Source organism: Kribbella sp. NPDC048915, from assembly GCF_040649595.1.
Lineage (GTDB): Bacteria > Actinomycetota > Actinomycetes > Propionibacteriales > Kribbellaceae > Kribbella.
The window spans coordinates 1-21,711 of sequence record NZ_JBEZFT010000024.1; the positions used below are offsets into that span (position 1 = coordinate 1).

Sequence of the window (21,711 nt, forward strand, 5' to 3'; positions counted from 1 at the left end):
CCACGTCCCGGAACCCGTGCCCGACCGGCGAGCCGCTGGTGGGCAGGGTGTCGAGGTAGTGCGCGGAGGCGTACTTCGCGGTCTTCAGTGCAGAGGCCGCCAGGGTGGTGGGGCGAGACGGCGATGCTGGCGGGAGCTGGGGAGAAAGCCGCCGGGGCCGGGTGAGGGCTAGAGGTGGGCGTCTTCGGTGGTTTCGGCTTCTTCGCCGAAGGGGTGGGTGTCGATGAACTGCTTGGTTTCGGTGTAGAGACGTTCGATGTACTTCTCCAGCTCGGCGGACTCGACGCGCCACTGGCCGCGGCCGCCGATCTTGACGGCGGGGATGTCGCCGCGGCGGACCAGGGCGTAGACCTGGTTCGCGGAGATGTTCAGGACCTCGGCGACGTCGGCGAGTTGCAGGAACCGGGGACCCGGCATCGTCGTCTCCTTCCGATAATGGCTGGTTTCTTCAGTTTGCCACGGTTCGCGGACGGACGATCGAGTTTGTCCCCAGGCCGGCCCGGACCGGCCGAAGCACAGGGCGACGCCATGACGGCCTGTGGATGACCGTGCACGGTCCGCCCCCGAACCAGGCAGAATGTCCGCCGAGAGGTCCAGCAAACGAGTGACCCAGCAAGACGAGTGACCAGCAAGACGAGTGACCAGCAAGCCGAGTGACCAGCAAGCCGAGTGACCCAGCGGGGAGACGACGTGGTCGAGACAGCAGTGCGGAGTGGGTTCGGGGCACCGGCGGCCCCGGCTCAGCGCAACCGGAAGGCGCGCTGGAAGGACGGCCGCCTGGTGCTCGGCGTGTTGCTGGTCGCGATCACCGCGCTGGCCGGTGCGAAGCTGCTTTCGTCCGCGGACGACACCACGACGATCTGGGCCGCCAAGCACGAGCTCAAGGCGGGTACGCCGCTCACCGACGACGACCTGACCACGGTTCGGGTCCGTTTCACCAGCAGCGACGACTCCGGGCGGTACCTGTCGGCCGATGCCAATCTTGACGGACTGGTTGTCGGTCGGACGGTCGGTGCGGGGGAGTTCCTGCCGAAGGACGCCGCCGTACCGAAGTCGGACCAGGATCGCACCGAGTTCCCGCTGTCCGTGGCGTCCGGCCGGTTGCCCGCGGACACTGCGCCCGGTGACGTGGTCGACGTATGGGTCGTCCCCAAAGAAGAAGGAAAGCCCGCGCGGCCGGTGTGGAGCAGCGTCCGCATCCTGCAGATCGACTCGGTCAAAGGGGTCGCGGGCGGTTCCGCGCGTCGCCAGGTGACGATCGCGCTCGCGTCCACCGACCTGCCGCGCATCCCCGCGGCGCTCACCGCGCTCGGTAGCGGCGAGGCGACTCTGGTCCGGAAGGACAGCTGATGTCGATCCCAGTCCTGCTGGCTGTCACCGGTGCGCCGTGGGAGGCCGAGGTCGTACGGCGGACCGAGGGCGCGCCCGGGATCCGGGTCGTACGGCGCTGCGTCGACATCGCCGATGTGATGGCAGCGGCCGCGAGTGGGCAGGCGCGCGCCGTACTGCTTGCCGACGCGCTGCCGCGGTTGTCCGCCGATGCGGTCGCCGCGTTGCACTCCCGGGGCATCGCCGTACTCGCCCTGGTCGACCCGAGTGACACCGGCGCCCCGTTCGGTGCGGAGGACCGGCTCGCGCGGATGGGGATCGAGCGCATCCTGCCCGCCGATGTGAGCCCGACGGACCTGGCGCGGGCGGTGTCGGATGCGGTCGACTCGGGACCGCCGATCACGGCGTCGCACTTCGCAGGCGCCTTCGTGCCGCTCACGCCCGAGGCCGCCGCCAACCCGCCGCCGCCCGCTTTCCCGCAGGGCACTGGCCGGCTGGTCGCGGTCTGGGGGCCGACCGGTGCGCCCGGGCGGACGACGGTCGCGGTCAACCTGGCTGCCGAGCTGGCCCAGAAGCGGATCCCGACGCTGCTCGCCGACGTCGACGTGTACGGCGGGACCGTCGCGCAGATGCTCGGCATGCTCGACGAAACCTCCGGCCTGGCTGCCGCCGCACGCTCGGCCTCGAACGGTTCGCTCGACGTCCTCACGCTTGCCCGGCACGCCCGCGAGCTGAATCCGAACCTGCTGGTGCTGACCGGCCTCAGCCGCGCCGACCGGTGGACCGAGCTGCGCCCCGCCGGCGTCGAGGCGATCTGGTCGACCGCGCGGTCACTGGCGCCGCTCACGGTGGTCGACGCCGGGTTCTGTATCGAGACCGACGAGGAGATCTCGTTCGACTCGCTGGCGCCGCGGCGCAACGGGGCGACCGTCACCACGCTCGAGGAGGCCGACGAGGTGATCGTCGTCGGTACGGCGGATCCGGTCGGGCTGACCCGCCTGATCCGGGCGGTCCACGAGGTGCGTTCCGTCGTACCGTCCGTCACGACGCGCGTGGTGGTGAACCGGTTGCGCTCCGGGTCGCTCGGCAGTTCGCCGGCCGACGCGGCGCTGGATGCGCTGCGGCAGTACGCCGGGGTCGACCACGCCGTCCTCCTGCCGTACGACCTGAGCGCCCTGGACACGGCCGTCGCGCACGGGCGCGCACTGTCCGAGGTCGCCAAGTCGAGCAAACTCCGCAAGGCGTTCCAGCAACTCGCCAACGGCGTCGCCGCCACCCTGCACTCCGTCCCGGTCTGACCCGAGCAGTCGCCGACCGAGCAGCCGCCGACCGAGGAACCGAGCACCGAAAGCCGAACCGGAGCGCCCGAACCGTAGCCGCGAGCAGGAGCAGTCTCAGGGAAGAATCGGTGACGTTTCGGGGGACAACCCCCACCGGGATCGGCGCCCCGCTGTGCCAGTGTTGGAGGTACGTCGACCCGCACGGAGGAGCGTCATGTCCGATGTCCAAGGCCGGCCGCGGAGCTCGATGAGCATCGAGCGGCGGTACGGGATCGCCATCTCGGTGGCGCTGATCCTCGGCGGCGCGTACTGGGCACTCACCGGGCTGACCGAGGGCACCAAGACCAGCCACCACAGGTACCCGGTGCAGGGCACCTCGCTGCACGTGCAGAACTCCTCGGCGACGATCGAGGTGCGCCCCGGCGACGGCAACGAGGTCCGCGTCGACCGCGAGTCCGAGCGGAACCTGTTCGGCTCGGACCCGAAGGAGAACTACGACGCGGGCGAGAACCGGCTCGAGCTGGACAGCGGCGGCTGCGGGTTCCTGTCGTTCAACTGCGAGACGAAGTACATCCTGACCGTGCCGCGGGACCTTCAGCTGACGGTCGAGAGCACCAGCGGCGACCTGACCGTCACCGGCATCGAGGGCGGCGCGAACCTCAAGACCAACTCGGGCGACATCGTCGCGCACGACCTCGGCGGGTCGGTGGAGCTCGAGTCCAGCTCGGGTGACCAGGAGGCGGACGGCTTGACCGCGACCTCGGTGACGACGCACAGCAGCTCCGGCGACACGTCGCTCGACTTCTCCGCCGCGCCGCAGAAGGTGGACGCCGAGGCGAGTTCCGGTGACGTCGACATCCGGATCCCGTCCGGTACGGAGTCGTACAAGGTCGACACCGACACCTCGTCGGGGGACGAGTCGGCCAACGTGAAGATCGATCCGAGCGCCACCCGGACGATCAGCGCGAAGACGTCCTCGGGTGACGTCAGCATCGAATACCACCGCTGACCACGGTCCGTGAGGGCCAGGGTCGGCAGCGTGAGGGCGACCGCGGTCTGAGTAGGCTTGCGCGCATGGTCGAGGTGCAGGCGATGCCGCGAGGGCTGCTCGTGGACTGGGGCGGCGTGCTGACCTCGGGTCTGGAGCCGGCGCTGCGACGCTGGGCGGAGCTGGACGGATTCGATTTCGATTCCTACCTCGAGGCGGTGATGAAATGGCTGCCCTCGGAGGCCGCGGCCGCGGAGTTCAACCCGGTGCACGCGCTCGAACGCGGCCAGCTCGCCGTACCGGACTTCGAGCGCAAGCTCGCCTCGATGCTGGTCCGCCACGACGGTACGCCGGTGCCGTCCGAGGGACTGATCGAGCGGATGTTCGCGCACTTCGAGCACCAGCCCGCGATGTCCGCGCTGGTCCGGCGCGCGAAGGAGCGCGGCATCCGGACCGCGCTGCTGTCGAACTCCTGGGGCAACACCTACCCGCGGCACACCTGGGACGGCATGTTCGACGACATCGTGATCTCCGGTGAGGTCGGGCTGCGCAAACCCGAGCCGGAGATCTTCCATCTGGCCGCGGACCGGATCGGCCTGGCACCGGCCGACTGTGTCTTCGTCGACGATCTGCAGCTGAACGTCGACGGCGCCCGCGCGGTCGGGATGACCGCGATTCTGCACACCGAGTACGACGAGACTCGGCGAGCGCTGGAAACTCTGTTCGGAGCCGACCTGACGTGACCGTGACCACCCCTCCAACCTCCCCGACCCGCCCCACCGGCCGCCGTGGCCTCGTCGTCGCCGTCCTCGCCTGCGCGGCGCTGGTCGCGCTCGGCGCGTGGATCATGAATCTGTACGCCGGGATGATCGACCTGCGCGTGTACCGGATGGGCGGCTCGGTGCTGCTGCACGGCGACTCCCTGTACGACGCGAAGCTGCCGGGCGGGTCGAACCTCCCGTTCACGTACCCGCCGTTCTCGGCGATCGCGATGGTTCCGCTGGCCGCCGTACCGTGGGCGGTCGCGCTGGTGGCGTGGACGACGCTCTCGGTGCTGTGCATCACCGCGTTGTGGCGGGCGAGCCTGACCAAGACGTTCTGGTCGTTCGTCACGCAGCGGAAGCGGACGGCGGTGCTGATCGCGCTGACCGCGCTGTCGATGCTGCTGGAGCCGGTGTGGCAGACGATCCAGTTCGGCCAGATCAACCTGTTGCTGACCGCAATGATCCTGCTGGACCTGATCCGGCCGAACGACGCGCGCCTGCGCGGGTTCTGGCTCGGCGTGACGATCGGCGTGAAGCTGACGCCACTGCCGTTCCTCGCGCTGCTGGTGGTGACCAAGCAGTGGCGGGCGCTGCGCAACGCCGTCCTCGGCCTGCTCGCGACGATGGCGATCGGGTTCGCGATCGTGCCCAAGCAGTCGTGGCGGTACTGGACCGAGGTGATCCTGGACGCGAACCGGGTCGGCGGGCTGGCGTATACGGGCAACCAGTCGTTCAACGGGTTCCTGCACCGGATCGGCGACGAGGCGAGCTGGGTGCAGCCGACCTGGTTCGTGCTGTCGGCCCTCTTCGGGCTGGCGGTGCTGTGGCTGGCGCGTCAGTACTGGCTCGCCGACGAGCGGGTGACCGCGATTTCGGTGATGGCGCTCGCGGTGCTGTACGCGTCACCGATCTCGTGGAGTCACCACTGGGTGTGGATCATCCCGCTCGGTGTCAGCGTGATCCGCGGCGTCAACCGGGTCTGGGGTCTCAACCCGGCCGTTGTGACCGGCGTACTGTTCTACGGCCTGTTCGTGCTGCGTTCGATCTGGTGGGTGCCGTTCCGCGACGACCGCGAGCTCAGCTGGAGCTTCTGGCAGTCGATCCCCGGCAACTCGCACCTGATCGTCGGCCTGATCGCCTTCGCCCTCCTGGCCGTCACCAGCCGCGGCCTGACGAAGTCGTCACTCCGAGAAGAGCAGTAGCAGGCCGCCGCAGGTGTAGCCGACCATGACGATCAGCAGGGGGACCTGGCCGATCAGAGCCTTGGTGCGGGGGAACAGGGCGACGGCGCGGTCGTGGGCGGAGATGACGCCGAGCAGGTGACCGAAGACGACCGCGACGACCTGGATGACTGCAATCGCGGTGCTGTGGTTGGTGATGCCGGTGTTCACTGCGAGCAGGCCGGTGCCGAAGATGTTCGCCCCGTTGCTCAGCGGGTCGCTCAGGTAGATCAGCGTCCGCTGGCCCTCCAGGATCAGCAGGGTCAGGTAGTGCGCGACGACGTACCCGAAGGCGATCGGTACGACGGAGTGCGCGAACAGACCCGGTAGCGCCGTCCGTGAACTGTCCGACAGCCGCCCCGCCAGGATCGTCGCGCCGGAGTATGTGATCAGCACGAACAGGATGAACACGATCAGCGCGGCGGTGCCGAGCCAGGTCATCGAGATGTCCTGGTTCTGCGCCCAGCCGATCCAGGCGGTCGAGTTCGAGAACCCGTCGTACGCCGTCGACCCGAGCAGCGCGGCCACCAACCCGACGAGGCCGGGCTGCGGGCGCATGCCGTCCAGGTTCTCCAGCGGGCGCCGAACGACCAGCTTCCCGTCCGTACGGCGGCCCCACGGCGAGAGGCGCGACATCAGCGTCGCGTACGCCTCGAAGGGATCGCCCTGCGCGAACCAGCGGTCACCGAACAGTACGGCGCCGAACATCGTGATCACGACGTAGAGCGCGATCCACGCCTGCAGCACCGGGATCGTGGCGCGGTCCGGGGCGACCAGCTCCAGCCAGGTGAACGCGAAGATGCCGAGCGTGGCCGGCCACAGCCCCACCCAGGACGGGAGCTCGAGCAGCCCCTTCGAGGACGGCTGACGCAGCAGCTTCGAGAGCAGCAGGTGCAGCGTGCGCAGCGGGTTCAGAGTGCGCCAGACCGGTCCGAACAGCAGTGAGATCGGCACCAGGCCGACCCAGACCAGGATGTAGATGAACCCGAAGATCGGGTTGGTCAGCCGGTCGACCCCGAACAGCAGCGCGAACATTGCGTACAGGAACGTCGCGAGGCCGAACAGCCGCACGACCCACCGGAACCAGCCCGCGTCGATCACCGAGCTGATTGCGGCAGGCAACGGTACGCCGGACGCGTTGCCGCGGTACTTCGGGCTGCGCCACGCGAGCCCGAGAATGACGAAGGACAGCGCGACCGCGACCGCCGCGCCGCCGACCGCGAGGCCGAACGGGACCGGTAGGTCCTGCCGGCCGCCGATGCCGTGCAGGGCGATCATCAGGAAACGACGAGCTTCGCGACGAGCTTGCCGCTGTGGTGGGTCTCGACCTCGAACGTGCCCTTCATGTTCGCCGTGAACTTCACCGAGGCGGGCTTGCCCGGGGTCAGCTCCAGCTCCTTGTCGTACCCGTGGATGTGCAGCTCCTCGTCGGCGTCGCTGACCGCCTTGACCAGCACGGACTGGCCGGCCTTCACCTTGATCGTCGCGCCGCTCGGGTTGACCTTGCCGTTGGCAACGGTGATGTCGACGGTCACGTCGGCCTGCTCACCGGACGGGTCGGCGGTGTTCGAGGGCGCGCTGGTGTTCGGTTTGCCCGGGCTGGGCGTCATGGTCGGCACGGACGTCGGCACGGACGTCGGGGCCGACGTCGGCGTCGATGCCGGGGTCGACGCCGGGGCACTCGGCGAAGGGGCGCTGCCGCTGCCGGTCTCGTCCCCGCCGCAGCCGGCCAGCACCAGCATGCCGAGGGTGGGCAGAAGCGCGGCGGCGGCACCGCGAGTGAGCGTCGAACGCATCGGTCCAGAAGCCTTTCGAAGGGTCATCGAGTTTCCGAGGTGCAAGACGCACCCTCTTGCCTGACGAACACAGATAGCTCAGTGTTCCCGTACCAGCAGTGTCGCAGCCCACTGTCGGCGGTGGCCGCTAGGGTGAGAATTCGCCGATCACGAGAGGAAGGTGCCAGATGCCGGACAGGTTGACCTCGCTCGACCTCACCTTCCTCAAGGCCGAGTCGCCGGCCACCCCGATGCACGTCGGCACGGTCGACATCTTCGAGCCGCCGGTGCACGGCGACGACGGGTTCGACTACGAGAGCCTGGTCGCGCTGATCCGCGACCGGATCGCGTTCGTGCCGCGGTACCGGCAGCGCGTCCAGCAGGTCCCCGGCCGGTTCGCTGCGCCGGTGTGGGTCGACGACGAAGAGTTCGACATCACCTTCCATGTCCGCCGTTCTGCCCTGCCCCGCCCGGGCACGCACGCGCAGCTGCTGGAGCTGGTCGCGCGGATCATGTCCCGGCGCCTCGACCGCGCCCGCCCGCTGTGGGAGATGTATCTGGTCGAGGGTCTGCAGGGCGACCGGTTCGCGATCATCGCGAAGTCCCATCAGGCGCTTGTCGACGGCAACAGCACGGTCGACATCGGCCAGGTCGTGCTGGATTCGACCGCGCACCCCCGGGACACGCCGACCGATACCTGGCAGCCGGCGCACCCGCCGTCCGCGCTGGAGCTGCTCGCCGGTGTGTTCGCGGACGCCGCGCGGCATCCGACCGGGGTGCTGGAGCTCGCCCGCGCCGAGATGGCCAGTTTGACCGGTTCCACGTCGGTCCGCGAGGTGATCGGCGACGTGGTCGGTTCGCTGGTCGCACAGCGCCGTACGCAGGAGAGCTCGCTGCATGTGAAGACGTCCGGTCAGCGCCGGTTCACCACCGTGCAGACCGACCTGGAGGACTACCGGACCATCCGCGCGGCGCACGGTGGCACGGTCAACGACGTCGTGCTCGCCGTGGTCGCGGGTGCGTTCCGGGCCTGGATGATGACCCGCGGTGAAGGCGTCGGGCCGACCCGCAGCGTGCGCGCCGTGGTTCCGGTCAGCATCCGCGACGACGAGGACGAGGAGCCGACCTCGCTCGGCTCCCGGGTGATCGCCTCGACCGTCAACCTCCCCGTCGGGGAGAACTCCCCGGTCATGCGGCTGCACCAGATTTCGTACCAGACCAAGGTGCACAAGGACACCGGCCGCGCGGTCAGCGCCCGGTCGCTGGTCGGCATCGCCGGCTTCGCCCCGACCACGCTGCACGCGCTCGCGGCCCGGGTCGCCACCGCCACGGTCCGGCCGATCGACGACGTGGTGATCACCAACGTCCCGGGTCCGCAGTTCCCGCTGTATGCGCAGGGTGCGCCGATGCTTGCGTCGTACCCGGTCGTCCCGTTGATGCCCGGTCAAGGACTCTCGGTCGGCGTCACGTCGTACGACGGCCAGGTGTACTACGGTTTGAACGCGGACCGCACCGCCATGCCGGACCTCGCTGTTTTCGCCCAGTGCGTGACCGACGCGCTGGACGAGTTACTGGAAACGACCAGGGGCAGCCGGAACCGCGCCTCCCGCGGCCGGAAGACTCCCCGCGGCACCAAGAAGGCGGGCTCATGAGGGTCTACGTACCGTCCACGCTCCGGTTACTGGCGGCGGCGTGCAACGCCGGCGAGATCGGCCCGGCACCGTTCACGGCGTACGCCGTCACGCCGGCGTTGCGCGAGTGGTACGTCGAGGGCGACGACGAGGAGCTGGAGTACGCCGCGATGGCGCAGGCCGCCCGCGCCTCGGTGGGACTGCTCGCCGCGGATCCCGAGACCGCCCGCCGACGGGTGGTGATCGCGGCCGAGGTGAGCGCGGTGCCGCCCGCGGACGGTTCGGTCGAGCTCGGTGACGCCCGGCTGGAGCTGCATGTGGTGATCCCGTGGCGGTCGGTGGCGTCGGTACACCTGGACGCGCCGCAGGCGACGGCCGTGATCGGCAAGGCCGCGGAGCTCTGGGACGCGGCGCAGAACGGTGACGACGACGCTCTGTTCGCCCTGGATTCGTGCGAGGCTGAAGATCTGATGTGGTACGCGACACAGGAGATTCCCGACCTGCTCGCGGCGGAGGGGCCGCGCGGCGGGCCGGCGTAGCTGACGGTGCTGACCGTGACTTCGACAGGGAGTTGATGGCGATGCAGGCGATCTGGAAGGGGGCCATCTCGTTCGGGATGGTGACGATCCCGATCAAGGTGTTCTCCGCCACCGAGGAGAAAGACATCTCGTTCCGCCAGGTGCACATCGCCGACGGGGGCCGGATCCGGTACAAGCGGGTCTGTTCGATCGACGGTGAAGAGGTGCCGTACTCCGACATCGGCAAGGGTTACGAGATGCCCGACGGCCGGATGGTGGTGCTGGAGCCCGACGACTTCGCCGACCTGCCGCTGTCCAGCAAGAAGGTCATCGACGTTCTGGAGTTCGTCCCGGCCGACCAGGTCGATCCGCTCTACCTGGGCAAGTCGTACTACCTGGCCGCCGACGGCGGTCCGGGCGCGAAGCCGTACGTTCTGCTCCGCGACGCGCTCGAGGGCTCCGAGCTGTACGCATTGGTCAAGGTCGCGCTGCGGTCCCGGGAGAGCCTCGGGCTGCTGCGGACCGTCGACGACGTCCTCGTGCTGCAGGTGATGCTCTGGCCGGACGAGATCCGCGACGCGTCGTTCGCGGCGCCGCCGGAGGACGTGGAGATCCGGTCGCAGGAGAAGGCGATGGCGTCGTCGTACATCGACACGCTGCGTGGTGAGTTCGACCCGGAGCAGTACCACGACGAGTACCGCGAGGCGCTGGAGAAGGTCGTCCAGGCGAAGGCCGAGGGTGTTCCGCTGCCGGAGTCCGAGGAGGAGGAGACCGAAGGCGCCGAGGTCGTCGACCTGGTCGCCGCGCTGCGTGCCTCGGTCGAGGCCGCCAAGGCGCGCCGCGCGGGTGGTGGTGACGGTGGCGCCGAGCCGGCCACGAAGGCGCCGGCGAAGAAGGCGGCGGCCAAGTCGCCCGCGAAGAAGACCGCCGCGAAGAAGACCGCAGCCAAGAAGACGGCCGCGAAGAGCACCGCGAAGAAGGCAGCCAAGAAGGCCACGAGGAAGTCCGCATGAGCGGGCCCGGGGGACCGACTGCGAGGGGGAGACACGATGACTGACCTGCCGACGCCGCCGCCGACCACGACCGAGGTGCCGCAGGATGCCTCGGCGATCCCGGACGACCCGGGTGCGCCGCCGGTGCTGCCGGGGGCGTACCTGCTGGAGCTGATCCCGATGCCGGTCACCGACATCGACCGGGCCAAGCGGTTCTACGCCGAACAGTGCGGGTTCCACGTCGACGTGGACGTCGCGCCGGCCGATGGCGTCCGGATCGTGCAGCTCACCCCGCCGGGATCGTTCTGCTCGATCAGCCTGCTGCAGGGAATGCCGCAGGTGGAGATGGAGCCCGGATCGCTGCGCGGGCTGCACCTGGTGGTCAAGGACATCGAGGCCGCTCGTCAGGAGTTGGTCGGCCGCGGTGTCGAGGTCAGCGAGGTTGAGGACCTGGGTGGCGTCTTCTACGCCTGGTTCGCGGATCCGGACGGGAACACCTGGGCGCTCCAGCACATGCCCTGGCGGAAGTAGTACTTGCGACGAAATACGCCGCTGGCTGTAGCATCTGCGACAGTCGAGGGCCAGTCGCGTTCGTGGTAACGGTCCTGACGTGGCACCATGCTGGTGTCACGTCCGGCCATCCGCACCCGGCGTGCCCAGCACGATCCACCCCACGATCGAGGAGTTCCGCACGATGGATGCCGTCACCGCCGTCCCGACGCCTGCCAACGAGCCCGTGAAGGGGTACGCACCCGGTTCGGCCGAGCGCGCGACCCTGGAGGCGAAGCTCAAGGATCTGACCGCCGCGGGCCCGATCGACCTGACCTGCACGATCGGCGGCGAGCAGCGGCTCGGCGGCGGCGCGCCGATCCAGGTGGTCCAGCCGCACAAGCACGCGCACGTGCTCGGCACGCTCGGCAACGCGACCGAGGCCGACGGCCGAGCCGCAGTCGACGCGGCGCTGGCGGCCGCTCCGGCCTGGCGCTCGCTGTCGTTCGACGACCGCGCCGCGATCTTCCTCAAGGCCGCGGACCTGCTGGCCGGCCCGTGGCGGGACACGCTGAACGCAGCGACCATGCTCGGCCAGTCCAAGACTATCCAGCAGGCCGAGATCGACGCCGCCTGCGAGCTGATCGACTTCCTCCGGTTCAACGTGGCGTTCGCGCGGCAGATCGTCAGCGAGCAGCCGATCTCCTCGCCGGGGGTGTGGAACCGGGTGGACTACCGGCCGCTCGAGGGGTTCGTGTACGCGATCACGCCGTTCAACTTCACCGCGATCGCCGGCAACCTGCCGACCGCGCCGGCGCTGATGGGCAACACCGTGGTGTGGAAGCCGTCGCCGACGCAGCAGTTCGCGGCGCACTGGACGATGCGGCTGTTCGAGGCCGCGGGTCTGCCGGCCGGCGTGATCAACCTCGTCACCGGTGACGGCATCGACGTCAGCAAGGCGGCGCTGACCCACCCGGACCTGGCCGGCATCCACTTCACCGGCTCGACGAAGACGTTCCAGTCCCTGTGGAGCACGGTCGGCGCCAACATCGCGTCGTACCGGACGTACCCGCGGCTGGTCGGCGAGACCGGCGGCAAGGACTTCATCCTCGCGCACCCGTCGGCCGACCCGGCGGTGCTGAAGACCGCGATGGTGCGCGGCGCCTTCGAGTACCAGGGGCAGAAGTGTTCGGCGGCGTCGCGGGCGTACGTCGCCCGCTCGGTGTGGGACCGGATCCGTGACGACCTGATCGCCGAGACCGAGGGCATCACGATGGGTGACGTCACCGACCTGTCGAACTTCATCGGCGCGGTCATCGACGACCGGGCGTTCGCCAAGCACAAGGCCGCGATCGACCGGGCGCAGGCCTCCGACGCGATCGAGGTCGTTGCCGGTGGCACCTACGACGACAGCGAGGGGTACTTCGTCCGCCCGACGCTGCTGGTCTCCGACGATCCGACCGACGAGATCTTCAGCACCGAGTACTTCGGCCCGATCCTCGGCGTGCACGTGTACGACGACGCGCAGTACGAGAACGTGATGAAGGGCATGGAGAGCTCCGCGCCGTACGGGCTGACCGGTGCCGTGATTGCGCAGGACCGGCAGGCGATCGCCGAGGCGGCCGACTATCTGCGGTTCGCGGCGGGGAACTTCTACGTCAACGACAAGCCGACCGGTGCCGTCGTCGGGCAGCAGCCGTTCGGCGGCTCCCGCGCGTCCGGTACCAACGACAAGGCCGGCTCGATGTGGAACCTGATCCGCTGGGCGTCGCCGCGGTCGATGAAGGAGACCTTCGCGCCGCCGACCGACTACCGCTACCCGCACCAGGGCTGAGCGCCGGGACGCCCGCCGGGGTCAGCCTGCGAGGCCCCGGCGGACCGTGATGTAGAACCTGGTCAGGTCGTCGATCAGCGCCTCGACCTGGGCGGACGAGTTCAGGTCGGCGTCCGGCAACCAGTCCGAGACCAGGTCGAACAGGCCGCCGATCAGGCCGATCGCGACACTGTGCCGGACCGCGCGCTGCTCCTGCGGTTGTGGTCCGTCGTACCGGTCCCACTGCTGGACCAGGAAGCCGGCCGCCCAGCGGCGGTTGGCGCGTCGCTGACGCTCGACCGACTCCGAGATGCCGGATGCCATCCCGAAGGTGACCCTGGTGATCCGCGGGTCGTCGACCAGCGCGTGGACGAACGCCGCGAGCAGCCGCGGCGCCTGCTGCCGTTCGTTGCCGGCCGCCTGCGCGGCGGCCTCGACCATCTGCTCCTGCAGCCGCTCGGACGTCCGCCGAAGCAGCGCGAGGTAGCACTCCTCACGATTCCCGAACAGCTCGTCGAAGCGCTTCACGTCGATGGACGCCGTACTGCAGATCTGCTCGATCGACGTCCGGTGGTAGCCGTTGGCGGCGAACAGCTTGAGTGCGGCGTCCAGCAGCTGTTCACGTCCTTCGGCCCGGCGTTGCCCGGCGTCGAGTCCCCGTATGGTGCGGTCCATGCGCGGGACATTACCCCGAGTACCTGACTCGTAACCGAGAGGTTCCACGACCTGGGGTTTCACAGCGCTGAGCGTGTCGCCGGATGGCTGGGTGTGTGTGCACTGGCGGCTTGCAGAGGGCCAGCGCGCACACAAGCCGCCAGCGGCCGCGGTCAGCCGGTGTGATGGAGCTGCTGGGTGGGTGGGTCGACGAGGAGGGCGTAGCCGCACTTGATGCAGATCCACTCGTCGGCGTCGTCGGCGAGGTGATCCACGGGGGCGACGCGTTCGAAGGGCATCTCGGTGGCGCAGAAGGCGCAGTACTGGACGGCGTCGGTCGCGGGCGGGGTGCGGTCACGCCTGGCTCGCAGGGTCCTTCGCATCAACGGTCACCTCCGGTGCAACGCTCCCTTTCAGGTTGCCACCGGAGGTGCCGCGGTCAGCGCAGCGACACGGCCTACTTGCCGCTCCACTCGTGGCCGAGGTCGTGTTCCTTCTGCAGGCCGGAGCGGATCGCGTCGACGACGAACGGCTCCAGCTTCTTGCCGATCAGCGGGATCGCAACCTTCACGTCGAGGTTGATCGACTGAACCGTCTGCGCGCCCTGCTGCGCGATCCGTGCGGTGCCCTTCAGCGTGACCGGCGTGTTCGAGATCTCGCCGGCCACGTCCGCGGTCCGCGACCCGTCGGCGCCGGGCGCATGCCAGGTCTCGGTCTGGACGACGGTCAGCGTCTCGCCGACGAACTTCTTCGCCATGTCCGGGATGTCGGTGGACGGCATCTCCCGCGACACCCTGACCACGGTGTCGGTACCGGACGTGCTGACCCGCACGTCGTACGACAGCGCCTTGGTCTTGACACAGGCCTGCTCGCGAAAGGCCTGGTCCGACACAATCGCGAACACTTCCTCGGGGGTGGCGTCGTACGACGCGGACATCTTCAGCTCCATGCGGTCATCATGGCACCACGAGTGTCACGGGGCCGCGTTGAGCAGGTCCAGGGCGGACTGCTGACGCGCGCTGTCGAGCTTGTCGACCGGGCCGTACCAGCGCAGTCCGTACTGGTCCATCGGCGTCCGGTCGCGCGCGTACGCGCGATCTGCCTGGCGCTGCAGGTACGTCGTGTACGGGTGGTCCGGCAGCGCCGCGTTCAGCTTGCCGAGGCCGCGGACGTACGCGCCCTTGAACGACGGGCCGTCGCCGCCGCAATCGCCGTTCTCGCACGGCTCGCGGAGGATGCCGTCGGCGGTGTGCAGCGACGCGGCGGTGGTCGACGTGTCCGCGAGTTGACGGGCCGACGTCAGGTACGCTGAGTTGTTCGTTGCCTTCGACAACTCGGTGAGCGCGCCGATCAGGACGCCCTGGTTGTACGTCCATGCAGTCTGGCCGTTGTTGCGGCAGGTCGCGAGGTCGATGCCGTCGTTCACCAGGTTGGCGGAGTTGATCATCCCGGTCTGCTGGAACCACGCCCACCCGGCCTGCGCACGCTGCAGGTACGTCGTGTCACCCGGGATCCGCGTGTGCAGTTGCGCGTTGAGCTGGATGTAGAGCGAGTTGGAGATCGCGTTCTTGTACGTCTTCGCCTCGCTCCACCACACGCCACCGCCGCAGGTGTTGTCCCAGTACGCCGCCATGTGGTCGGCGTCCGCGCGGGCGGTCTGCAGGTACCGCGCCTCGCCGGTGAGGTCGTACGCCGCGACCCATGCCAGGCCCCACCACCCGGTGTCGTCGATGTAGTCGTTGCGAAACTGGCCCTCGAACTTGCCGAGGTTCAGGTCGTAGGTCCGGCCGATCGCGTACTGGTAGCTCGGCATCCCGCTGACACGCGCGTTGTCGATCAATGCGTTGAGCGCGTTGGCCGAATTCCACCAGCCCGTGGTGGTGAACAGCCCGGTCGAGAGGTCGTAGTCCTGCATCAGCGCGGTCGCGGCCGCCGTACGCCGGTCCCAGGCGTTCCACGTCGTACGGGCCCAGGGGGTGCAGGCGATCTCAGTGCGGTCGCCGGCCTTTCCGCACGCGCGCAGGGCGCCGACGCCGAGGTTGTTCCAGTCGTCGACGTTGTACATCAGGGTGCGCCAGCCGCGCTGTCCCGCGGGGATCGCGGTGGTGCCGAGGCGGCCGGACCAGGTCTTGGCGCCGTCCATCGAGCGGTCCAGCCAGACCTCGTCACCCGGGCTTCCGTTCTCGATCGAGGCCCAGCCCATGGCGTCCTCGTCGTCGAAGTGCAAGGTGATCGTGCGGCCGAAGAGAGTGGTGGACACCGCAGTGCGGTCGCCCGGCGCGAGCGCGGGGTCGCGGGCGTCGCAGTACTTGTTGCAGATCACGGCCTGCGGGGAGGTTGCCTGTGGAGACATGGTCACCGGTGGGGTCTCGGGAGACGGAAGCGGGGCGCCGAGCGGCACCAGCAGAGCGAGGCTGGAAACGATTCCAAGATACATCACAATTCTCCCTGGGGCGGTAGGAAGAAACACGGACGGAATGAGCGCTGGCCGGGCACGATCTCACCGACGGTAAGGGCACCCCCACACCACGTCAAGGTCCCGTCGGCCCGCCCGCTCAGGCGGAGGACCGGCGGATGCGGCAGCTCAGCGTGGCGGAATCCAGACTGCCGCGTCATGAGCGAAGAACACCCGCTTCGGATCGAAGCTGAGCAGGCTGGCCATCCAGGGGCTGGTCGGAGGCAACGGGGCGACGTCTCCGAGCCCGGTGTCGAGGAGGAGCGTGCCGGCCGGCGTGCGCGCGACGTACCCGAGAACCGGCTCGACGCGCGGCTGGCCGGTGCCGGTCTCCGCCGCGGACCGTACGAAGGTGCCCAGCGGGAGCCGGGTGATGTCGCCGATGCGCATGTCTGGTCCTCGGAGGAGTCGTGGCAGGGATCGCGGTCGGGAAAGGTAACGCCAGGAATCGTGGTGCACACTCGCCGACGAGATACACCCGCCTCGCTCTCCGGCGTACTCCGTGTCGATCGGGAGAAGTCGGGTCATCGCGTGTCTGCGGCTCACGCGAGCGTGCGCGACGACCTAGTCTGAGCTGCCAAGAGGACAGGTGCCGGTCGCCGGTCGAACCTGGCAGAGGAACGTGATGGACAGACGACGATCAGACATCCTGCTGGCCGTGGGGGTCGTCATCGCACTGTCCGTGGTGGTCACCTCGGACCAGGGCCGGGGCGGTGCGGTCGATCCACTCGCTTATCTGTGGGCAGCCGGGCTGGGCGCGCTGATGCTGCTGCGCCGCCGCCACCCCGTGCTGGTCCTCGTGCTCACCGCGCTGGGCTTTCTGACTTATCACGCTGCCGGCTTCCCGGCCATCGGAGTTGCGCTGCCGACGGCCGCTGCCCTGTACTCCGCGGCGGAGATGGGGCATGTGCGAGCGGCCGCCGTGGTAGCGGGCGCCACCTTGGGGTTCGCCACCACCTATCGCCTGCTCGCCGGTCAGGACATGGCGTTCGTGCTCGGGTACGAACTGGTGTCGCACGGTGCCCTGATGGCCGCGGTGATCGTGCTGGGCCACAGCGTCCGGACAGGCCGGGCGCTGCGACTTCGGACCGCTCAGGTGACCCGCCTGCTGGAGCGGCAGGGAGCGCTGGACGCGGACGCGAGGGTCCGCGAGGACCGCATGTTCCTGGCCCGCGAGCTGCATGACTCGATCGGCCACTCCCTGTCCGTGGCCTCGTTGTACACCAGTGTCGCCCGCGAGGCGGCTGACGACGGCGAGCGGCAGCAAGCCTTGGAGCTGGCGCGGACGGGGATCTCCGACTCGCTCGCGCAGCTGCGGCGTACTGTTGCGCTGCTGCGGGCGTCCTCGAGGACCCTCGACGGGGCTGGCCCCGGCCTGGCCGACCTGCCCCACCTCGCCGCCGGGCCGGCGGCCGCAGGATACCGAGTCAACCTGGACGTCGCCGACATCTCGCCGGGTCCGGAGATCGAGGCTGCCGTGTTTCGCATCGTCCAGGAGGCGGTGACCAACACGCTGCGCCACTCCACCGGCACCACGATCGAAGTGTCGGTGGCCTGCGACGGGCCGGAACGGGTCAGCGTGGTCGTCGCTGACGACGGCGGACCGGTGGCCGGCGCCGGCGCGCCCGACGGTCACGGACTCAGCGGACTGGCCGAGCGGGTCAGCGACCTCGGCGGCACGCTCAGCGCCGGCCCGACGCCCTCCGGCTGGGTGGTCCGCGCCGACATCCCGACGGAAGGAGAGACGTCATGATTCAGGTGATTCTCGTCGACGACCAAGGGCTCCTGCGGGCCGGCCTTCGGGCGATCTTGGAGAACGCCGAGGACGTCACGGTCGTCGCTGAGGCGGCCAACGGGCGTGCGGCGCTCGCGCGCGGCCGGGAGACCAAGCCCGACCTTTTCCTGATGGACCTGCGGATGCCGGTCATGGACGGTATCGAGGCCATCCGGGCGATTCGCGCCGATCCCCTGCTCGCGCCGGTTCCGGTCCTGGTCCTCACCACGTTCGACGACCAGGATGACGTCACCGAGGCTATCGCCGCCGGCGCCAACGGCTACCTGCTCAAGGACATCGAGCCCGACGACCTGCGCCGCGCCGTACGACGTGCGGTGGCGGGAGAGGCGCAGGTTGCGCCGGGCATCGTCCGTCAGATGATGGACCGGATCGCGCGACTTCCGACCCGGCGCAGCAAGGAGACCGAGATCGCCGGCCTGACGGACCGCGAGATCCAGATCCTCACGCACGTCGGCCGCGGGCTCACCAACGAGGAGATCGGCAAGGCGCTCTACCTCAGCCCGGAGACTGCGCGCACCTACGTGAGCCGGCTGATGAACAAGCTCAACGCGCGGGATCGCACCCAGCTGGTCGTCCTGGCGCACCGGGCCGGGCTGGTCGATTGATGTGCGCGCCACCCTCCGGGCAGCGAGCGCCTGAAGACGTGCTCGCCGGTCAGCTGCCGGCGTTCTCCTCGACGGTGCGCTTGATCCAGGGGATGGTGAAGGCGAAGACGAACGCTCCGACGAGCGCGACCAGCCCGAGGGCGGAGAAGTAGGAGGACTCGTTCGTCGCCGAGTAGGACTTGCCCGCGATGCCGCCGAGGGATGATCCGAGCGCGATCGACAGGAACATCAAGCCGACGGTCTGGGTCTGGAAGTGCGATGGGGCGAGCCTGGTCGCCACGGACAGCTGGACCGGCGCGACGAAAAGTTCGGCGACCGTGAAGACGAAGAGGATCCCCACGATGGCGAATGGCGAGATCGTCGCGCCTTCCTGACCGGTCAGTGCGAGGAAGCACAGGAACGCGACGCTGATGCCGATCAGCCCGAGGAGGAACTTCGTCGGAGCGGAGGGCTGACGACGCTCGTCCGTGGTCCACCACTGGGCGTAGAGCGGTGCCAGCAGGATGATGCCGGCGTCCTTGACGACCGGCGCCGACAACCTCTCGGGCACCCAGGTGCACCTGATCCTGGTCGACCTTCGGCACTCCGACCTCGACGGCCAACAGGCCGAGGACCGGTTGCACTCCGTGGGTATCACCGTCAACCGCAACGCGGTTCCGTTCGATCCCCGTCCGCCGATGGTGTCGTCAGGCCTGCGGATCGGTACGCCGGCTCTCGCCGCCCGCGGATTCGGGCCGGAGGAGTTCGCTGCGGTGGGCGACATCATCGCGGCCACCCTCAGCAAGGAACTCTTGCCGCACGATGTCGCGGAACTGGCTGGAAGGGCCGCGACACTTGCCGAGCGCTTCCCCCCTCTACCCGGGATTGAGCTGACGACCGTGATGCCCGGTCCTGCGGTGACCGCTCGCGCCCTGGCGTTGCTCTTCGCGTTCGACGACGATCATCGCTGCTTGTCGCTCACCGAGTTGGCTCAGCGGGCCGGGCTGCCCGTCCCCACCGCGCACCGCCTGTTGGGGCAACTCGTCGCCGGCGGAGCGCTGGTTCGGCGCCGTACGGGGGACTACGTGATAGCGCGGCGTCTGTGGCGGGTGGGGCAGCTTGCCCCGGTCGAAAGTGGGTTGCGGGAGGTTGCCGCGCCCTTCCTGAGCGACTTGCATGCGGCGACCCGCGCGACCGTCCAACTCGGGGTGCGGGACGGAACCGAGGTGCTGTGCCTGGAACGGATGGTGGGACACCGATCCGTCCCACTCCTCAACACGGTGGGCACCGGCCTGCCGATGTACTCGACCGGTATCGGCAAGGTCCTGCTGGCGTACGCGCCGGACGAGGTTGTCGCGGCGGTCCTTGCGAAACCGGTGCGCTTAACACCCCGGACGATCGTGGCGACCGACAGGCTGCGTGAGCAATTGGCAGCGGTACGCCGGAACCGCTACGCCACTACCGCCGACGAAATGTCGCTGGGAGCCAGTTCGGTGGCCGTGCCGATCCGATCGGCCGGGAACCATCGAGTGGTCGCAGCGGTCGGCGCCGTCGTCCGCAGCCTGGAGCACGACGAGGTCCGCGTCCTGGCGTCGCTGCGGGTCGCCGCCCTGGGGATCGAGAGATCACTCGCGGCAGCATCGCGAGTGATCATTCGGCTGAGCGAGTCCCTGGTCAGCAGCTGAGAATCAGGGTGTTCCCTGCGGCATGAGGTCCGAGATGTCGCCTCGGGGCGACAGCTCACGCGCTCCGGAACGCTATGGGCGCCGGTTCTTCGTTTCTACTGTCGTGACCATGTCCGATCACGATCTGCGTTTCCAGTCCTCAGTGTTGCGACGTCGGCTGGGCCTGCCGCCCTGGGCGATCGTCGGCCTCGCCCTGCTCGGGGTGCCCCGCATCCTTGCCCATGACCTCGGCATCACCTCGCCGCCGATCCAGGGCCTGCTGACGCTCGGGCCCGCAATTGTCTGGATCTTCGTCGTCCTGCGCGCGAAGGTCCCCTCTCCCGTTGTCACGTTGCTGGCCGTCGGAGTCGTCTACGGACTGGCACTCGGCATCGTGCACAACCTCATGTGGGGCCAGGTGTTCGGCGACAATCCACCGGAGCTCGGAGTCCTGGATGCCGATACTGCGGAGGTGCCGCTGCGTTTCGCGACCTTCGTGAGCAGTCTGTTCACCGGTGCGGCCGTGGGGCTCGTCATCGGCGTGATCGTGCACGGACTTCGGGCCGTGGGGCAGCGTAACAACCGAGCAGGCTGAGGCATTCGCCCCAGCACCGCGAGCATCCCGTACCCCGCTTGGTCCGTCGTGTCGACGTCGTCCGCGCCGCCATCGACCTGATTCCGATCCGCTGTTGTGGTGGCTTTCACTGAGTGGAAGTTGTCGGTGACGGTTCCGGAGCTGTCCGAGCCGACCGGACGCGGTCGGTCGTCAACCATGCCGCACAAGCGCAATCCGGTGCTCTCGACCCTGCTGCGACGGGCGGCCGTCGCAGCGCCGGCACTGGCGAGCACAGTGCATGTCGCGGCCTGCCTGGCCGAGGACGAACTCGGCATCGACTCGCCCGGAATTCCGGCCGGCCTGCACGCCCGCGTTCCGCTACCGGCGAGCACCGACGCCGCCGACCTCGCACGCAGACTGGGCCGTGATCACGGCATCGCGCTGCTCAGTCTCGATGCCTATCTGCGCAGCCACGCGCTTCCGCCTGAGCTGATCGTCGGGTTCGCTGCCCCGAGTCGCTCCGGGTTCGGTCAGGCCGTCGACGCCTTGATGGCGCAGCTACGAGGGCTCTCGGACGCCTGAGCCGGCTACGCGGTGAGGAGGGCGGAGATGAGGGTTGCAGTGAGGAGCAGGGCGACGGTGATGGTGAAGCGGCGGGCTCGGGCGTCGCGGGTGATCGGGGTCGTGGGATCGGGGGCGATGTTGCAGGGGTCGTAGCCGAGGGGATCTGTTGGCGCGAGAACGCCGGTGATGCGCTCGAGCAGCGAGCGGTGCCGGGCACAGCGGGTTGCTTCGTCGATGACCCGGCGGCGCAGGTACTCGCGGTGCCGCGTGGCGGGGAGCCGGAGGTCGAGCGGGACGGTGAGGCTGGACGGGAGGGCGCGTTCGCCGGGGAGTTCGAGGCCGGGCGGGAGGGCACGGTGGACGACGGCGTGGGCAGCCGCCACCCGCCTCGCTCGGCTGATCGAAGGCGGGAGGATCAGGTAAGCGAGGTGGACGAGCGACCGGTAGTCGTCGAGCAGCAGCGCCTCGATCAGCGGTTCTTCCCTGGTGGGGCCTTGGACCGGTCCCGGGACGATCGGTGTCTCGACCGTGGCGGACATGCAACTCCTCGACGTGGGCGTACAGCGGCAGCCGCACCCCCTGCGCGACTCCGTACCCCACTACCAACGAACGAATCACTGACCAGTCACGAAGTCCGGGT

Annotated in this window: 25 protein-coding genes and 1 pseudogene; 16 read left to right on the top strand and 10 right to left on the bottom strand. The window is 69.1% G+C overall.

From position 1 onward, the window contains the following. Positions 1-168: 168 nt before the first annotated feature. Positions 169-417 (bottom strand): helix-turn-helix domain-containing protein, encoded by a 249-nt coding sequence (locus AB0B82_RS15220; RefSeq protein ID WP_360167433.1) that lies wholly within the window; start codon positions 415-417, stop codon positions 169-171. 273 nt (positions 418-690) lie between these two features. Here AB0B82_RS15220 and AB0B82_RS15225 point away from each other — a divergent pair, with 273 nt between their 5' ends. The 5 genes from AB0B82_RS15225 to AB0B82_RS15245 all read left to right on the top strand — a co-directional run bounded on the left by AB0B82_RS15225 (position 691) and on the right by AB0B82_RS15245 (position 5,563). After that, positions 691-1,350, top strand: a complete 660-nt coding sequence (locus tag AB0B82_RS15225; protein ID WP_360167436.1) for an SAF domain-containing protein — start codon at positions 691-693, stop codon at positions 1,348-1,350. After that, complete coding sequence (locus AB0B82_RS15230; protein ID WP_360167439.1) at positions 1,350-2,627, top strand: P-loop NTPase; 1,278 nt, start codon at positions 1,350-1,352, stop codon at positions 2,625-2,627. Before AB0B82_RS15225 ends, AB0B82_RS15230 begins: the two co-directional genes overlap by 1 nt. Positions 2,628-2,823: 196 nt before the next feature. Then, a complete protein-coding gene (locus AB0B82_RS15235) occupies positions 2,824-3,618 on the top strand; it encodes a DUF4097 family beta strand repeat-containing protein (RefSeq protein ID WP_360167442.1) in 795 nt (264 codons plus the stop codon). Between the two features lie 65 nt (positions 3,619-3,683). Beyond that, entirely contained in the window at positions 3,684-4,340 is a 657-nt protein-coding gene (locus AB0B82_RS15240; RefSeq protein WP_360167445.1) for an HAD family phosphatase, read from the top strand. 2 nt (positions 4,341-4,342) lie between these two features. Next, positions 4,343-5,563: a glycosyltransferase 87 family protein gene (locus AB0B82_RS15245; protein WP_360167448.1), complete on the top strand. Its 1,221-nt coding sequence runs from the start codon at positions 4,343-4,345 to the stop codon at positions 5,561-5,563. Here the strand turns inward: AB0B82_RS15245 and AB0B82_RS15250 are convergent. Further along, positions 5,543-6,859: a hypothetical protein gene (locus AB0B82_RS15250; protein WP_360167451.1), complete on the bottom strand. Its 1,317-nt coding sequence runs from the start codon at positions 6,857-6,859 to the stop codon at positions 5,543-5,545. The two genes, AB0B82_RS15245 and AB0B82_RS15250, sit on opposite strands and share 21 nt — an antisense overlap. Beyond that, the gene (locus AB0B82_RS15255) at positions 6,859-7,377 is read right to left on the bottom strand and encodes a cupredoxin domain-containing protein (protein ID WP_360167454.1); all 519 of its coding nucleotides are present in this window, start codon (positions 7,375-7,377) and stop codon (positions 6,859-6,861) included. Before AB0B82_RS15255 ends, AB0B82_RS15250 begins: the two co-directional genes overlap by 1 nt. A gap of 167 nt (positions 7,378-7,544) precedes the next feature. Here AB0B82_RS15255 and AB0B82_RS15260 point away from each other — a divergent pair, with 167 nt between their 5' ends. The 5 genes from AB0B82_RS15260 (at position 7,545) to pruA (ending at position 12,820) form a co-directional block, all read left to right on the top strand. Next, positions 7,545-9,008 carry a wax ester/triacylglycerol synthase family O-acyltransferase gene (locus AB0B82_RS15260; RefSeq protein ID WP_360167457.1) on the top strand — a complete coding sequence of 488 codons (1,464 nt, stop codon included), beginning with the start codon at positions 7,545-7,547 and terminating at the stop codon, positions 9,006-9,008. Then, the gene (locus tag AB0B82_RS15265) at positions 9,005-9,526 is read left to right on the top strand and encodes a hypothetical protein (protein ID WP_360167460.1); all 522 of its coding nucleotides are present in this window, start codon (positions 9,005-9,007) and stop codon (positions 9,524-9,526) included. The genes AB0B82_RS15260 and AB0B82_RS15265 overlap by 4 nt, the downstream gene beginning before the upstream one ends. 35 nt (positions 9,527-9,561) lie before the next feature. Then, positions 9,562-10,518 carry a Ku protein gene (locus AB0B82_RS15270; protein WP_360167463.1) on the top strand — a complete coding sequence of 319 codons (957 nt, stop codon included), beginning with the start codon at positions 9,562-9,564 and terminating at the stop codon, positions 10,516-10,518. 36 nt (positions 10,519-10,554) lie between these two features. Beyond that, positions 10,555-11,028, top strand: a complete 474-nt coding sequence (locus AB0B82_RS15275; protein WP_360167466.1) for a VOC family protein — start codon at positions 10,555-10,557, stop codon at positions 11,026-11,028. Between the two features lie 121 nt (positions 11,029-11,149). Beyond that, a complete protein-coding gene (gene pruA / locus AB0B82_RS15280) occupies positions 11,150-12,820 on the top strand; it encodes an L-glutamate gamma-semialdehyde dehydrogenase (protein ID WP_360167469.1) in 1,671 nt (556 codons plus the stop codon). A 21-nt stretch (positions 12,821-12,841) separates the two neighbouring features. Here pruA and AB0B82_RS15285 read toward each other — a convergent pair whose 3' ends face one another. From AB0B82_RS15285 to AB0B82_RS15305, 5 genes are all read right to left on the bottom strand, one after another. Further along, on the bottom strand, positions 12,842-13,474 hold the full coding sequence (locus AB0B82_RS15285) for a TetR/AcrR family transcriptional regulator (RefSeq protein ID WP_360167472.1): 633 nt from the start codon (positions 13,472-13,474) through the stop codon (positions 12,842-12,844). A 152-nt stretch (positions 13,475-13,626) separates the two neighbouring features. Further along, complete coding sequence (locus AB0B82_RS15290) at positions 13,627-13,836, bottom strand: hypothetical protein (RefSeq protein ID WP_360167475.1); 210 nt, start codon at positions 13,834-13,836, stop codon at positions 13,627-13,629. 74 nt (positions 13,837-13,910) lie between these two features. Then, the gene (locus tag AB0B82_RS15295) at positions 13,911-14,402 is read right to left on the bottom strand and encodes a DUF2505 domain-containing protein (RefSeq protein WP_360167478.1); all 492 of its coding nucleotides are present in this window, start codon (positions 14,400-14,402) and stop codon (positions 13,911-13,913) included. Positions 14,403-14,426: 24 nt separating this feature from the next. Next, entirely contained in the window at positions 14,427-15,890 is a 1,464-nt protein-coding gene (locus tag AB0B82_RS15300; RefSeq protein WP_360167481.1) for a glycoside hydrolase family 76 protein, read from the bottom strand. Between the two features lie 147 nt (positions 15,891-16,037). Next, on the bottom strand, positions 16,038-16,298 hold the full coding sequence (locus tag AB0B82_RS15305; protein ID WP_360167484.1) for a hypothetical protein: 261 nt from the start codon (positions 16,296-16,298) through the stop codon (positions 16,038-16,040). Between the two features lie 235 nt (positions 16,299-16,533). Here AB0B82_RS15305 and AB0B82_RS15310 point away from each other — a divergent pair, with 235 nt between their 5' ends. Both AB0B82_RS15310 and AB0B82_RS15315 read left to right on the top strand, forming a co-directional pair. Next, positions 16,534-17,661, top strand: a complete 1,128-nt coding sequence (locus tag AB0B82_RS15310) for a histidine kinase (protein WP_360167487.1) — start codon at positions 16,534-16,536, stop codon at positions 17,659-17,661. After that, positions 17,658-18,308: a response regulator transcription factor gene (locus AB0B82_RS15315; protein ID WP_360167490.1), complete on the top strand. Its 651-nt coding sequence runs from the start codon at positions 17,658-17,660 to the stop codon at positions 18,306-18,308. The genes AB0B82_RS15310 and AB0B82_RS15315 overlap by 4 nt, the downstream gene beginning before the upstream one ends. 49 nt (positions 18,309-18,357) lie before the next feature. On the opposite strand, the gene AB0B82_RS15320 is transcribed toward AB0B82_RS15315, so the two are convergent. Continuing rightward, on the bottom strand, positions 18,358-18,945 hold the full coding sequence (locus AB0B82_RS15320; protein WP_360167493.1) for a hypothetical protein: 588 nt from the start codon (positions 18,943-18,945) through the stop codon (positions 18,358-18,360). Here AB0B82_RS15320 and AB0B82_RS15325 point away from each other — a divergent pair. From AB0B82_RS15325 to AB0B82_RS15340, 4 genes and pseudogenes are all read left to right on the top strand, one after another. After that, positions 18,854-19,090: pseudogene (locus tag AB0B82_RS15325) on the top strand (serine hydroxymethyltransferase); the annotation flags it as partial. The gene AB0B82_RS15320 and the pseudogene AB0B82_RS15325 sit on opposite strands and share 92 nt — an antisense overlap. A gap of 99 nt (positions 19,091-19,189) precedes the next feature. Further along, the gene (locus AB0B82_RS15330; RefSeq protein WP_360167697.1) at positions 19,190-19,972 is read left to right on the top strand and encodes an IclR family transcriptional regulator; all 783 of its coding nucleotides are present in this window, start codon (positions 19,190-19,192) and stop codon (positions 19,970-19,972) included. Positions 19,973-20,081: 109 nt separating this feature from the next. Beyond that, positions 20,082-20,546: a hypothetical protein gene (locus AB0B82_RS15335; RefSeq protein ID WP_360167496.1), complete on the top strand. Its 465-nt coding sequence runs from the start codon at positions 20,082-20,084 to the stop codon at positions 20,544-20,546. A 99-nt stretch (positions 20,547-20,645) separates the two neighbouring features. Continuing rightward, entirely contained in the window at positions 20,646-21,089 is a 444-nt protein-coding gene (locus AB0B82_RS15340; protein ID WP_360167499.1) for a hypothetical protein, read from the top strand. A 5-nt stretch (positions 21,090-21,094) separates the two neighbouring features. Here the strand turns inward: AB0B82_RS15340 and AB0B82_RS15345 are convergent, their stop codons facing one another. Further along, positions 21,095-21,610, bottom strand: a complete 516-nt coding sequence (locus tag AB0B82_RS15345) for a hypothetical protein (RefSeq protein WP_360167502.1) — start codon at positions 21,608-21,610, stop codon at positions 21,095-21,097. Positions 21,611-21,711 lie beyond the last annotated feature (101 nt).